Raw genomic sequence first — 13,836 nt, forward strand, 5'->3', positions numbered from 1 at the left:
CTGACCCGCGCATAGGCTGACGAGGACATGCCAGCCCGAGTTCACGCCATCATCGTCGCGCGCCCCGGATCCGCCTCCCGCGCGCAGCTCCTCCGCACTCTCGACGCCGTGCGATCCCAGACCGCACCCGCGGACGCCGTGACGCTAGTCGTCTGCGGGGATTCGTCTTCGATGCGGGAGAGCGAAGCGGTCGCCGCGACGGTCGAGGGCATCATCGAGGCACGCGCCAGCACCTCCTTCGCCGAGGCGGTCGACCTCGCTCGGCCGCGGGTGCTCGAAGGCTCAGCGATCTGGTTGCTCGCTCAGGACACGGCCCCGCATCCGCGCGCACTGGAGCGTCTTCGCGGAACGCTGGAACGCTCGCCCTCCGCGGCGATCATCGCGCCCAAGCTCGTCGCGACCGACAACGACCGCGAGATCGTCTCCCTCGGGGTGACGATGACCGCTCTCGGCCGCTCGGTCGAGCTCGCGGCCGGCGAACTCGACCAGGGCCAGCACGATCGCATGGATGACGCTCTCGGGTCCGATGTGCGGGGCATCCTCATCCGGGGCGAAGTCCGCGATGCTCTGCGTCTCGACCCCGCCCTCGCCGGCGCCGATGAGGGACTCGACCTCGGGGTGCGGGCACGCCTGGGCGGCGGACGCGTCGTACTCGCACCGAGCGCACGAATCTCGGCTGCTCCCGGTGGTCCTGCGGCGCTGCCGTCCGGGCGGTCGCGCCGGGCGTACGTCACGCGGCTCGCCCAATTGCATCGACGCCTGGCCTACGCTCCCGCCGCGGCGGTGCCGCTGCACTGGCTGAGCCTGCTTCCGCTCGCGCTGTGGCGCTCCCTCACCCACCTCATCGGCAAGCGGCCCGAGGCCGTGCTCCCTGAATGGGGGGCAGCGCTCACCGCGATGATCCGCCTCGGAGCGATCGCGCGATCGAGGTCGCGCATCCGCGCCTTCCGAACGTCGACGTGGGCGAGCATCGCGCCGCTGCGCATCACCTCCTCGGATCTGCGTCGGCACCTCGACGACGGGCATGGCAGCGAGGGCGGCGCGGTCAGCGAACTCCGCTTCTTCTCCGGAGGGGGAGCGTGGGCCGTGCTCGGGGCGCTCGTCGTCAGCATCGCCTCGTTCACCACCCTCCTGGCGTGGCCGGCACTCGGTGGCGGCGGACTGCTCCCGCTCCGTCAGACCGTCGCCACGCTGTGGAGCGACGCGGCCTGGGGCCTTCGGGGCACCGCCGTCGACCTCATCGGACCTGCCGATCCGTTCGCAGCGATCGTGGCGGTGCTCGGTACCCTGTGGCCTGCTGGTCCGTCGTTCGCGATGGTGCTCCTGTGGATCCTCGCCCTCCCGCTCGCCGTCCTCGGGGGATGGTTCGCCGCGACTCGGGTGACCGACCGGTCGGGCTTGCGCATCTTCGCCGGCGTCGCATGGGCGCTCAGCCCTCCGTTCCTCACGGCGCTCGTCGAGGGGCGTCCGAGCGCCGTCCTCGTACATCTCCTCCTTCCTTGGCTCTTCCACACCGCCGTGGTCGCCCACCGGTCGTGGGGAGCCGCCGGCAGTGCATCGCTGCTGCTCGCGGCCGTCCTCGCGTGCGCGCCCTCGCTGGCGCCCGCGCTGGTCCTGCTGTGGATCGTGGCGCTCGGCATCGTGCTCGGCACGGCGCAGTTCCGGGGGGCCGTGCGTCTGCTCTGGCTGCCGGTTCCGACGGTGGCTCTGTTCGCCCCCCTCGTCTTCTGGCAGTTCGCGCACGGGACACCGTGGGGTGTCCTGGGCGACCCCGGTCTGATCTGGGCGGGCTCGCAGGCCTCAGCCGACGCCGCGGGCAGGTTGGCCCTCGCGATGGGCTTCCCGACCACGGACCTCGCCGGGTGGGCATCATTCGCGCCCGAAGCGGTCACACCCTGGGTCTGGGTTCTCTGTGCCCCGACCGCGCTCCTCGCTCTGTGCTCGGCCCTGGCGCCGCGGTGGCGGGCGGGGATCATGCTCCTCGTCGTCGCGGTGACCGGCCTCGCCACCGCCTTCTTCGCCGTCGGTATCACCGTCAGCTTCGACCAGGGCGCAGGAGTGGCGATCTGGCCGGGTGCAGGCCTCAGTCTGGCGTGGATCGGGGTGCTCGGCGCTGCGCTCGTCACGCTGGACACGGCCATCACTGCGCCTCGCCTGAGAGGTGTCGCAGCGACCGTCGCGGCCCTGTCCCTCGCGGTCTGCGCGGTCCCGGCGCTCACGGCTTTCCTCACGGATCGCTCCCTCCTCACGAACGGTCCCGAATCCACTCTGCCCGCCTACGTCGCAGCCCAGGCAGCGGGTGATCGCGACGTCGCGACGCTCGTCCTCACCCCGAAGAACGACGGCGGACTCGCGGTCGAGGTCGTCCGGGGTGCGAGCAAGACCTTGGGGTCGCAGACGACCATGACCTCGACGGCGACGGAACCGCAGGGGGCGGACGTCTCGACCCTCGCGGTGGACCTGCTGTCCGCTCGCGAGTTCGATGCGCCGGGTGAGCTGGCGGCGAAGGGGATCAGCTATGTGCTGGTCGCTCAGGGCGCCGGCAGCGACGGAGACAAGGCGCGTGCCCTCCGTGCCATGGCCATCGCCTCGATCGATCAGCGTCCCGGGCTCGTGCATGCGGGCCGCACGGATCGCGGGGTGCTCTGGCGGCTGGAAGCGGAGGCTGCGGCCTCTCCTGCCCTCAGCGCCGCTCAGCAGGGGACGGTCAGGCTCGTCCTCACGCTCCAGCTGATGGCGGTGCTCGCCGCATTGCTGTTGTCGATCCCCACGCGCGCCTCGCGCCGCGCGGCGCGCGCGCAGTCCCGGATCGTCGGGCGCGCTCCGGATGAGCCTCTGGTGCTTCCGCGGCATGCGGAGGACCGTCACGATCTCGAGGAGCAGCCCCCGGTCGGCGCTCTCGAGGAGCCGCAGGATGCCGCTGCCCTGAATGACGAGGCGCTGGTGCCGATCGCTGAACCTGAGACCGACCCCGAGCCGAGCGGCGATGAGGCTGCCGCAGCGGACGACGCGTCCCCACCGGCAGGCGCTGATGAGGACGGCCCCGACAGGTCCGTGGAGGGAGACCGATGAGCCGCTCACGCGCAATCCGCGTCGCCGCCACCAGCGCGCGCCTGGTCACGGGAGGCGTGGTCATCGTCGCCTGTGTGGCAGGGATCGCTGCGGCCGTGCATGCGCCCTGGCCGAGCATCAGCCACGACGCGGCCCAGATGCAGGTCACCCCCCTTCCCGGCGACAGCGTGCTCGTCTGCAACGGGGACCTCCGCGCGCTCGGTCGCGACGCGATCGATCCGCTCAGCATGTCGTCCGCCGCGCGGCCGACCGTGACCCTCGGCGGAACTGCGGGAGACCCCGCGTCCGAGGGGCTCGCCGTGAAGGATGTGCCGGATGCCGGCGAGGTCCGCGTGCTCACCGGCACTGTGGAAGGACGCACTGCTCCCTTGATCGCCGCCGCCGAGTCGGTCAGCATCGCGACAGAGGATCTCGCCGGATACGCGGCCGCCCCCTGCGGTGTTCCGAAGCTGGACTCGTGGCTCGTGGGCGGCAGCACCGCGACCGGCACCGAAGACATCGTGATCCTGACGAACGCGGCCGAGGTGCCGTCGACCGTCACGCTCTCGGTCTATGGAGAGACGAGGAGCGCGCGCACCGTGATCGTGCCCGCTCGCACGCAGACCGCGGTCCCACTGACGTCGATCGCGGCGGGGAATACCACGCCGGTGGTTCGTGTCGGGGCGGTGGGGGCACCCGTCCGTGCCGTCCTCCAATCCTCCCTCGTGCAGGTCCTCGACCCGGCGGGTATCGATCTGCAGGACGCCGTCGCGGGCCCGCAGGAGAACCTCGTGCTGGCCGGGGTCCAAGTCTTCGCGTCCGCAGGGGACGATGCCGAGATGGCCGTCCTCCGAGTGCTGTCACCGGGAGTGGATGCTCGGGTGCAGGTCCGGGTGCGGGCCGAGGGATCGTCCGCCGTGGTCGATGAGTTCTCGGTCCCCGTCGAGGCCGACCTGCCCGCGCAGGTCGCGCTCACCGGCCTGGCACCGGGTTCGTACACGGTCGACGTCGTTTCGGACGCGCCGGTCGTGGCCGCGCTCCGGGAGCAGGACGGCTTCGGTCGCGACTCCGACTTCGCCTGGATCACCCCGGCGCCGGAGATCGAGGGCGATGTCCTGTTCGCCGTGCCGTCGGGGCCGGCGCCCCGGGTCCAGCTCGCGAACACGTCGGATCAGGATGTGACCGTGACCCTCGAGACGTCGGACGGGGGTCTGCCCGAGGAGATGGCCATCGCCGCAGGCGAGTCGCTCGGTGTGGAAGTCGATCCCGGCGCCACCTATCGGATGAGGACGGACGGCTCGATTCGCGCCGCCCTGACCCTCACCGCCCCGGGAGCGATCGCCGTGTCACCCGTGCAGGCCAGCGCCGGCGTGGAGAAGGCGATCACGGTCTACCCCTGATCTCCCGCGGGGAGAGGTCAGTGCTCGTGGCCCAGATCCCACGGCTCGCGACCGACGTACTCGGCGGCGGCCCGGAACACGGCGCTCTCGATCGCCATCCGCCGATGCGGCGCGTCGTCGTGACCCGGGGGAAGCAACCGTTCGATGGGCAGACGGAACAGCACGATGCGTCGGTTCTCACGGTCGAGGTACCAGCGCGGAACCTCGTCGGTCGCGTCGAAACCCGGGATCGCCCCGATCTCGAATCGCACCTCCTGCAGCTCCGGCCAGGTTCCACGGAGGAACTCGACCGCCGTGCCGACCGTGAGGTCGAAGCGGTCCAGGCGTCCGTCGAGGGGCGCGAGGGGAGGCCGTACGACCTCGCTGCGGCCCAGACGTCCGTGACGTCCGTGCCGGGCACCACGCCGAGGGGCGGCGGAGGTGTGGGCAGTGCGACGACGGGGCATGACGAAAGTCTAGGTGGTGTCCGCGTCTGCGGCGCGGCATCCCGAGCGTCGACGGACGGCAGCCGTACGCTGGCGGAGATGGACGGACGACTGTGCTCGAAGGTCGGCTGCGTGCGAGAAGCCGTGGCCACCCTCACCTATGACTATGGCGACCAGATGGCGGCGCTCGGACCGCTCGGTGCCGCGAACGACCCTCAGGCCCACGACCTCTGCTCGCCGCACGCGGATCGACTCTCGGTCCCGGCCGGCTGGCTCGTCGTCCGCCACGAAGCCCTCCGCGTCTGACGGCGCCCCTTCGGGCCGGACACGCGGTGTCCGCCGCCGCGGGAGAACGCCTGAGCCTGGATACGCTGTCCCGAGGCGTGCCAGGGCGGCGCAGCCGGAAAGGCACTCGTGATCGTCTGGCGTCGCTGGATCTTCCCCCTGCTTCTCGTCGTGGTCTTCGGTGCGTGCGCCGCCGCGCTCGTCAAGATCGCCTTCTTCCCCGACAGGGCCGAGACCATCGTCAGCCCTGATGCCGGGATCACCGACCCGATCATCGCCGTGGAACGTGGTTCGGTCGTCAATGCTCTGACCCTGACCGGCAACATCGCTCGCGACGAGACTTTCGGGGTGCGCAGCGAACTCGACGGGACGGTCACGGCCGTCCACGTGAGCGAAGGCGCGGCGGTGAGCGCCGGTCAGAAGCTCTTCACCGTTCGTCAGGAGTATCCCCGGAAGGAGATCGACGTGCTCGCCCCCGAAGCCGGCGACGTGTCGGAGATCGCTCTCGTGAAGGGGCAGATGACGTCCGTCGGTACCGAGACGTACAAGCTCACGCCCGCGCGCTACCACCTGCTGGCGACCGTCGACCCGGTCCAGCTGTACCGTCTCGTGAACGCGCCGAGCGAGGCCACGATCACCATCACGGGCGGACCGGCCCCGTTCGCGTGCACCGGCGTGCGCGTCCAGGTCTCGGCAGAGGGGACAGCCAGCGTGCGGTGCGCCATCCCGAAGGACCAGACGGTCTTCGCCGGGCTTCCCGCGACCCTCGACCTCGCCCTCGGCCAGGTCGACGACGCACTCGTGGTCCCGGTCACCGCGGTGCAGGGCGGTGCCGGATCAGGCGTCGTCTGGGTGGACGCGGCTGACGGCTCCGAGCCGGAGGAGCGCACGGTGACGCTCGGGGTCAACGACGGGGTGATCGTCGAGGTCACGGAGGGACTGGCGGAAGGCGACAGCATCCGCGAGTTCGTGCCCGGTTTCGTCGCCCCCGTCGAGGAGTTCTGCTACGAAGTGTCGCCGGGGGTCGAACAGTGCGACAGCGGGATGAGCTGGTGAGCCTCGTCGCTCTCGACGACGTCGCGAAGAGCGTTCTGCTCCCGGACGACTCGCGGCTCGAGATCCTTCGCGGCATCACCGTGGAAGTCGGTGCAGGGGACCACGTCTCGATCGTCGGACGCTCGGGGTCCGGCAAGTCGACGCTGCTCAACATCCTCGGGATGCTGGATGCGCCGACCTCCGGTTCCGTCTCCTTCGAAGGGAGTGAAGTGCGCCGGATGCGATCGGGGCGCCTCGATCGGCTGCGTGGCGACAACGTGGGCTTCGTCTTCCAGCAGTTCAATCTGCTCCCCGGGCGCACCGCGCTCGACAACGTGACGATGCCTCTCGGACATGCGAAGGGCCGGATGTTCTGGAACCGCAGACAGATCGCCGCGGACATGCTCGAGCGTGTCGGCCTCGGCCATCGCATCGACCAGATCGCCGACAAGCTCTCCGGGGGTGAACAGCAGCGGGTCGCGATCGCCAGGGCGCTGGTGCGGAAGCCCGTCCTGATCCTCGCGGATGAGCCGACGGGCGCCCTCGACATCGATACCGGGGCCTCCGTGATGTCCCTTCTCGACGAGGTCGCCACCGAGACCGATGCGGCGCTCGTCACCATCACGCACGACCTGCACGTCGCCGCGCGCGCACGCAGGCACTACCGCCTGGATGCCGGACGCCTGGAACCGGTGGACCTGGGCCGCGCCTTCGAGGCCTCGACGCTCGCGGCGTCCGTGCCGTCGGAGGGGACACCCGCGGTGGCGGAGTCCGTCTCGTGACCGGGTTCCTCGGCGCGCTCTCCGACGCCTGGGCGGAGATCCGCGTCCACAAGCTGCGAGTGCTGCTGAGCCTGATCGGCATCGCCGTCTCGGTCGGCGCACTCACCGCGGTCGTGGCGATCTCGGAGTACCAGCGCCAGTTCCAGGCGGAGCAGTCCGACCGGTGGGGCGGACGCGCCGCGACCATCGCCGTCTCGGCGAGCACGGCCGACGGCACGCCGATCGACGCCGACGAATTCGACGATCGCTTCACCCGGGTGTCCGAGCGGTTCGGTTTCAGTCACACCACGCGGATCGCGCAGGGCGTCGTGCTGGATGTGCATCTTCCCGAGGGCATCACCGCGGTCCCCGCGCGCATCATGGACCCGGCATTCCCACAGATCCATCGCGAGAAGCTCCTGGAGGGGCGCTGGTTCCTCGACTCCGACCTGGAGGCGATGGCACCTCCGGTCGTGATCACGGAGGCGCTCTGGGACCGTCTGGGGAGGGTGCCGCTGTCTCAGCACCCCACCGTCGAGTTCGGCGGCGCGGCAGGCGGCACCTATCAGGTGATCGGCATCGTTCCCCGGCAGGGCTTCGGGGACGAGGAGCTGCGGGTCGATCTGCTGTACGACGACTATCGCGACAGAGTGGACGCTCTGCCCGCGGAAGTCTCGACGCAGTACGAGGTGTGGGTCGGTGTCGATCAAGCCGATCAGATCGGCCCGGTGCTGGCGATGGATCTGCGCGCGGGGCTGCCCGAGGGGCAGACGATCTCGGTGAGTCGCACCGACTGGGCGGCGCAGCCGGGCGCTCTGGACGTCCAGGCGACCTTCGAGATGATCACGGGAGGAATCGCCTCGCTGATCCTCGCCCTCGGTGCTCTCAGCCTGATCAACATCCAGCTCGTGGCGATGCGGCAGCGCGTGCGGGAGATCGGCGTGCGACGCGCCTTCGGCGCCAGTTCGGGCCGGGTCTTCTTCTCGGTCTTCCTCGAGAGCCTCGTCGCGACGACCGTCGCCGGAGTCATCGGGATCGCGATCGTCGTCGCCGTCCTGCGATCGGACTGGATCGTGACCACGATGTTCTACGGGATCCAGGACGTCCCGCCGTTCCCGATGAGGGCGGCGCTGGTCGGACTCATCGCCTCGGTCGTCGTGGGCGCCGTGTCGGGGTTCATCCCCGCGCTCGTGGCTCTACGGGTGAAGGTGATCGACGCGATCCGCTTCTGACACACACGGTCGTGAGGGGCCGACAGGATGGAAGAATGAGCGCATGCCTGAGCTCGAGTACCGTGTGGCCGATCTGTCCCTCGCCGAAGCCGGCCGTCACCAGCTGCGGCTCGCGGAGAACGAGATGCCCGGACTCATGGCACTCCGGGAGGAGTTCGGCGGTGCTCAGCCGCTGAAGGGCGCCAGGATCGCGGGCTCGCTCCACATGACGGTGCAGACCGCGGTCCTCATCGAGACGCTCGTGGCCCTCGGCGCCGAGGTCCGGTGGGCGAGCTGCAACATCTTCTCCACGCAGGACGAGGCGGCCGCCGCCGTCGTCGTGGGTCCCGAAGGCACCGTCGACGCCCCGGCAGGCGTGCCCGTCTTCGCCTGGAAGGGGGAGACCCTCGAGGAGTACTGGGCCTGCACGGCGCGGATCTTCGATTGGTCGTCGAGCGGGTTCGACGGACCCAACCTGATCCTCGACGACGGCGGCGATGCGACTCTGCTCGTGCACAAGGGCGTCGAGTTCGAGAAGGCCGGAGCAGTACCTGCACCGACCGAGACCGACTCACAAGAATACTCGATCATCCTCGACCTCCTGCGCCGCTCCCTCGCGGAGTCGAGCGATCACTGGACGGCGCTCGCCGCAGGGCTGATCGGGGTCACGGAAGAGACCACGACGGGCGTGCATCGTCTCTACGAGCTCGCCGCCTCCGAAGACCTGCTGTTCCCGGCGATCAACGTCAACGACTCGGTGACCAAGAGCAAGTTCGACAACAAGTACGGAATCCGCCACTCCCTCCCCGATGGGCTCAACCGCGCGACCGACGTGCTCATCGGCGGCAAGGTGGCCTTCGTCTGCGGGTACGGCGACGTCGGCAAGGGGGCGGCAGAAGCCCTCCGTGGACAGGGAGCCAGGGTCATCGTCAGTGAAATCGATCCGATCTGCGCGCTCCAGGCCGCCATGGACGGCTTCCAGGTGGCGCGTCTGCTCGACGTCGCGGGCGAGGTCGACATCGTCGTGACCGGGACCGGCAACCGCGATGTCGTCACGACCGAGCACATGCTGGCGCTGAAGCACCTGGCGATCGTCGCCAACGTCGGGCACTTCGACAACGAGATCGACATGGCGGGTCTGGAAGCCCTCGACGGCGCGGAGAAGATCGAGATCAAGCCGCAGGTCCACGAGTGGCGTCTGCCCCACGGACGCAGTGTGCTCGTGCTCAGCGAGGGCCGCTTGATGAACCTCGGCAATGCCACCGGCCACCCGTCCTTCGTGATGAGTGCGTCCTTCACGAACCAGGTGCTGGCGCAGCTCGAGCTCTACACGAACATCGAGGCGTACCCGATCGGCGTGTACGTGCTTCCCAAGTCCCTGGACGAGAAGGTGGCCCGCCTCCATCTCGACGCGTTGGGGGTGCAGCTGACCACGCTCAGCGCCGCGCAGGCCGCATACATCGGCGTGCCGGTCGAGGGGCCGTACAAGCTCGAGCACTACCGCTACTGACCGCGTCCGCGTCGGCGCTCGTCCGCTTCGGAGCTCGTCCTCCGGCGGGACTCAGACGCCGACGTGACGTCCGGTGAGCCGTTCGGCGCGGCGGTCGGCGTTCTCCAGCGCTCGGCGCTCCCGTTCGCGGCGCAGCACGGTGATGCCGACGAGAACGTGCTCGGGTGACACGGGCGGCACCGGCGACACGAACGGTGTCGCTTCCGCCAGCAGCTCCTGCGCGACGCGGGCCCGCGCGGCGGGGATCATCCGCGGAGCGCTCACCAGGAACTGCGAGATGCGCCGAGCCAGCCGGTCGGGCATTCGCGCGACGTCGGCGATCTGCGCCCACCCGGCCAGCGCCGGGGGCAGCACGGGGGCGTGCGAGATGAGGGCCGGAGTGCGGACGCGCTGGCTGTAGGTCCCCGCGACGAGGTCGCCCAGCCGCTGGGACCGCGCCGTGAAGGCGCCCGTGAGCACGGCGATGCCGCCGAACGTGATGTAGATCTCCAGCACGCCGATGAGCGCGCGGATGAAGGCATGGCGGAATCCGGCGGCGCCTCCGTCCACGCGGACGATGCGTCCGCCGATCGCGAGCTTGCCCAGACTGCGGCCCTTGAGCGCGACCTCCATGGTGATCGGCAGCACCACGAAGCTGACCACGATCGCCGCGACCGTCGCGATGCGGTCGGTGGCATCGTCGAGCACGCCGGCGTTCAGCAGCCAGATGCGCAGGAAGAGCCACAGCGCGAACACGGCGTATCCGAGGAGCATGTCGATGGCGGCACCGAGCGCGCGCAGCAGGAAGCCGACCGGCTGCACATCGATGGCGACGGCTTCGCCGGAGAGCACCTCGTCGGAGACGTCGATCGGGGTGGACATGAGTACAGTAAATCAGGTGGATGCCGACGCGTTGACCGATGCACGCCGTGCCGAGTGGGAACGGCTCGACGAGCTCAGCCGCGCCCGACTCGACGGCGCCGGAGTGGATGAGCTCATCGTCCGCTACCGCGCCGCGTCGGCCGACCTCGCCGAACTGAAGACCTCGGTCGGCGACTCGCCGCAGGGTGCGTACCTGTCCACGATCCTCGTGAGAGCCCGGCTCCGCCTCACCGGCGCGTCCGACAGCATCCTCACCCAGACGGCACGGTTCTTCCGACTGCAGCTTCCTGCCGCTCTCTATCGCCTGCGATGGACCACTCTGGTGATCGCGGTCGCCTTCATCGCGGTCGCGGTCGGCACAGCCGCATGGATCGCGAGCGACCCGGCGCTGATCGCGACCCTCGGTCCGCCCGACGCCCTCGAGCAGTACGCGGACGAGAGCTTCACGGGCTACTACACCGAGAACGCCGCGGCCACGTTCATGGGCATGGTGTGGACGAACAACGCCTGGATCGCGATGCAGTGTGTGCTGTTCGGCGTCACCGGGATCTGGCCCGTCTACATGCTCGTGCAGAACGCGATGGGGATCGGCACTGCCGGCGCGATCATGGCGGCGCACGACAAGGCCGATCTGATGGTGCTCTACATCCTCCCGCACGGCATGCTCGAGATGACCTGCATCTTCGTCGCCGGCGCCGCGGGGCTGCACATCTTCTGGGCCTGGGTCGCTCCCGGGCACCGCACCCGCGGGGAGGCTCTCGCCGAGGAGGGGAGGGCACTCGCCACGGTCGCGATCGGACTCATCTTCGCGCTGTTCCTGTCGGGGCTCGTCGAGGGCTTCGTGACCGGCTGGGGTCTCCCATGGCCGGTGAAGATCGGGATCGGTGCGGCCGCGCTCGCGGTGTTCCTGATCTACATGCTCGTCATCGGAGGGCGTGCGCACCGGGCGGGGGAGACCGGCGACCTCGTCGAGTACGAGGCAGGGACTCCGCGGCTCATCTCCGGCTGATCGCCCTCAGTGCACGGGCACGGCACAGGTCAGAGGCGTCCTGCGGCCTTCAGTTCGAGGTAGCGATCCGCGATGCGAGGGGGGAGTTCCTCCGGGTCGGCGGCGATCGCCTCTCCACCGGCTCTGCGGATCGCGTCGGCGACGTTCTCCGCGTCACGGAGGGTGCGTTCGGCCGCGGCAGCGAGGTACACCTCTTCCCGGGAACCTCGTTCTCGGGCCAGGGCACCGATGCCGTCGTCCGTCACCGAACCGACGAGGACCGTCGTCGCCCGTGACGCCCGCGGGAAGGCCCCGAGGAAGCCGCGCGCCGATTCTGCGGCATCCTGCGCGGTCAGCGCGACGATCAGCGACGGTCGTGTGGTGAGCGAGCGGACTGCGGCGAAGGCACCGTGCCAGTCGGTGTCGACCAGGCGTGCGTGCACCGGGGCCATCGCGTCGGTCATCGCCGGGAGCAGCGCGCTGCCGTCGACACCGGTCACCCTGCCACGGACGACGCGGTCGTACAGGAGCAGGTGCACGTGATCGCCAGCACGGGAGGCGAGCGCGGCGAGGAGCAGAGCGGCCTCGAGGGAGGCATCGACACGGGTGCCGTCCCCGACTCGGGCAGCGGCTGTGCGGCCCGTGTCGATGATGATGACCACGTGCCTGTCGCGCTCAGGACGCCACGTGCGCAGCATCGTCGTTCCGGCTCGAGCCGTGGCCCGCCAGTCGATCGAGCGCACGTCATCGCCCCGTACGTATTCGCGCAGCGAATCGAACTCGGTTCCCTGACCGCGCACCTGGATGCTGGTGTTGCCGTCGAGTTCGCGCAACCGCGCGAGGCGCGAGGGCAGGTGCTTTCGCGAGGAGAAGGCAGGCAGCACCCGGATCGCGCCGCGGACGACGTGTCGTGCCTGTCGGCCGGCGAGGCCGAGGGGGCCGCGCGAGCGGATCATCACGAACTCGCTCACCAGTTCCCCGCGTCGCCGGGGGCGGAGGGTGATCGAGACCCGGGCGCGTTCCCCCCGCGCCACACGCAACTGCTGGCGTTCGGCGGGAGCCCCGGCCGTGGGCTGCCAGGCGTCGCGGATCACGGCGTTCAGTGTCCTGGTGCCGTGGTTGTGGACGGCGACGCTCACCGGGACCTGCTCGCCCAGACGAGCTCGCTGGGGCACCCGGCGGCTCACGGTCACCGATCGGGGGTTCGCAGCGAGTGCGAGATCCAGGGCGACCAGCAGCACGCACAGGCCGATCCAGGCCCCGAGGGCGGGGTACGCCGGATAGCCCGCCAGTCCGATGAGGACGAGCGGGAGGACGCCCACGGCGAGGGCGATGGTGAGCCGGCCGGTGATGAACACCTAGATCGGCACCCGGGTCTGCTGCACCACGGAAGTGAGGACCGCGTCGGCCGACACGCCTTCCATCTGGGCATCCGGCCGCAACTGGAGCCGATGGCGCCAGACCGGAACCAGCATGGTCTGCACGTGGTCGGGGGTCACCGCGGAGGAGGCATTGAGCCAGGCCCAGGCTTTGGCTGCCGCGAGCAGTCCCGTCGAGGCGCGGGGGCTGGCACCGAGCTCGACCGAGGGGGACTGGCGTGTCGCGCGCGCGAGGTCGACGACGTAGCCGAGGACGTCGTCGGTGACCTCGACCGCCGCCGCGCGCTCCTGGGCGGCACGGATCTCGTCCGGCGAGACCACCGGATCGATACCCGTGAGTTCGCGGGGGGAGAAGCCGTCCGCGTGGCGGCGCAGCACCGAGAGCTCGGCATCGCGTTCGGGCATGCCGACGACGAGCTTCATCAGGAAGCGGTCCAGCTGTGCCTCGGGCAGTGAGTAGGTGCCCTCGTGCTCGATCGGGTTCTGGGTCGCAGCGACGAGGAACGGGTCTGGCAGAGGACGACTGACACCGTCGGCCGACACCTGGCGCTCCTCCATCGCCTCGAGAAGGGCTGCCTGCGTCTTCGGAGGCGTGCGGTTGATCTCGTCCGCGAGCAGGATGTTGGTGAACACGGGGCCGGCCCGGAAATCGAACTCACCGGTGCGAGCGTCGTACACGAGCGAACCGGTGACATCGCCCGGCATGAGGTCGGGCGTGAACTGGACGCGCTTCGTGTCGAGGCCGAGCGCCCGAGCGAAGGACCGGACCACCAGCGTCTTCGCGACCCCGGGCACGCCCTCGAGGAGGACGTGGCCCCGGGCGAGCAGGGACACCAGGAGTCCGGTGACGGTGCCGGCCTGCCCGACGACGGCCTTGTCGACCTCGGTGCGGACCCGATGCATGGCCTGACGAAGCGCGGCGTCGTCGGC

The 13,836-nt window shown here is 70.1% G+C and carries 12 protein-coding genes; 8 read left to right on the forward strand and 4 right to left on the reverse strand.

Translation table 11 applies throughout. The features are described 5' to 3' along the window. Window positions 1-27 precede the first annotated feature (27 nt). Together FGL91_RS11400 and FGL91_RS11405 are read left to right on the forward strand one after the other, a co-directional pair. The gene (locus FGL91_RS11400; RefSeq protein ID WP_153243875.1) at window positions 28-3,072 is read left to right on the forward strand and encodes a glycosyltransferase; all 3,045 of its coding nucleotides are present in this window, start codon (window positions 28-30) and stop codon (window positions 3,070-3,072) included. Beyond that, the gene (locus tag FGL91_RS11405) at window positions 3,069-4,451 is read left to right on the forward strand and encodes a DUF5719 family protein (protein WP_153243876.1); all 1,383 of its coding nucleotides are present in this window, start codon (window positions 3,069-3,071) and stop codon (window positions 4,449-4,451) included. The genes FGL91_RS11400 and FGL91_RS11405 overlap by 4 nt, the downstream gene beginning before the upstream one ends. A 17-nt stretch (window positions 4,452-4,468) precedes the next feature. On the opposite strand, the gene FGL91_RS11410 is transcribed toward FGL91_RS11405, so the two are convergent. Next, window positions 4,469-4,897 carry a hypothetical protein gene (locus tag FGL91_RS11410; protein ID WP_227991546.1) on the reverse strand — a complete coding sequence of 143 codons (429 nt, stop codon included), beginning with the start codon at window positions 4,895-4,897 and terminating at the stop codon, window positions 4,469-4,471. Between the two features lie 78 nt (window positions 4,898-4,975). On the opposite strand from FGL91_RS11410, the gene FGL91_RS11415 reads away from it, so the two are divergent. The 5 genes from FGL91_RS11415 (at window position 4,976) to ahcY (ending at window position 9,678) form a co-directional block, all read left to right on the forward strand. Next, on the forward strand, window positions 4,976-5,182 hold the full coding sequence (locus tag FGL91_RS11415; RefSeq protein ID WP_047523011.1) for a DUF3499 family protein: 207 nt from the start codon (window positions 4,976-4,978) through the stop codon (window positions 5,180-5,182). A 108-nt stretch (window positions 5,183-5,290) separates the two neighbouring features. Then, complete coding sequence (locus tag FGL91_RS11420; RefSeq protein WP_153243877.1) at window positions 5,291-6,217, forward strand: efflux RND transporter periplasmic adaptor subunit; 927 nt, start codon at window positions 5,291-5,293, stop codon at window positions 6,215-6,217. Continuing rightward, complete coding sequence (locus FGL91_RS11425) at window positions 6,214-6,978, forward strand: ABC transporter ATP-binding protein (protein WP_153243878.1); 765 nt, start codon at window positions 6,214-6,216, stop codon at window positions 6,976-6,978. Before FGL91_RS11420 ends, FGL91_RS11425 begins: the two co-directional genes overlap by 4 nt. Then, the gene (locus FGL91_RS11430) at window positions 6,975-8,189 is read left to right on the forward strand and encodes an ABC transporter permease (protein ID WP_131491979.1); all 1,215 of its coding nucleotides are present in this window, start codon (window positions 6,975-6,977) and stop codon (window positions 8,187-8,189) included. Before FGL91_RS11425 ends, FGL91_RS11430 begins: the two co-directional genes overlap by 4 nt. 43 nt (window positions 8,190-8,232) lie before the next feature. After that, window positions 8,233-9,678, forward strand: coding sequence for an adenosylhomocysteinase (gene ahcY, locus FGL91_RS11435; protein WP_153243879.1), 1,446 nt, complete (start codon window positions 8,233-8,235; stop codon window positions 9,676-9,678). Between the two features lie 51 nt (window positions 9,679-9,729). On the opposite strand, the gene FGL91_RS11440 is transcribed toward ahcY, so the two are convergent. After that, entirely contained in the window at window positions 9,730-10,539 is an 810-nt protein-coding gene (locus tag FGL91_RS11440) for an RDD family protein (RefSeq protein WP_153243880.1), read from the reverse strand. A gap of 16 nt (window positions 10,540-10,555) precedes the next feature. Here FGL91_RS11440 and FGL91_RS11445 point away from each other — a divergent pair, with 16 nt between their 5' ends. Next, window positions 10,556-11,548: a stage II sporulation protein M gene (locus tag FGL91_RS11445; RefSeq protein WP_047523006.1), complete on the forward strand. Its 993-nt coding sequence runs from the start codon at window positions 10,556-10,558 to the stop codon at window positions 11,546-11,548. A gap of 29 nt (window positions 11,549-11,577) precedes the next feature. Here the strand turns inward: FGL91_RS11445 and FGL91_RS11450 are convergent, their stop codons facing one another. Both FGL91_RS11450 and FGL91_RS11455 read right to left on the reverse strand, forming a co-directional pair. Continuing rightward, window positions 11,578-12,885, reverse strand: coding sequence for a DUF58 domain-containing protein (locus FGL91_RS11450; protein WP_153243881.1), 1,308 nt, complete (start codon window positions 12,883-12,885; stop codon window positions 11,578-11,580). Further along, entirely contained in the window at window positions 12,886-13,809 is a 924-nt protein-coding gene (locus FGL91_RS11455) for an AAA family ATPase (protein WP_227992070.1), read from the reverse strand. It abuts the gene before it with no gap. Window positions 13,810-13,836 lie beyond the last annotated feature (27 nt).

It is taken from the genome of Microbacterium sp. CBA3102, assembly GCF_007954505.1.
Lineage (GTDB): Bacteria > Actinomycetota > Actinomycetes > Actinomycetales > Microbacteriaceae > Microbacterium > Microbacterium aurugineum.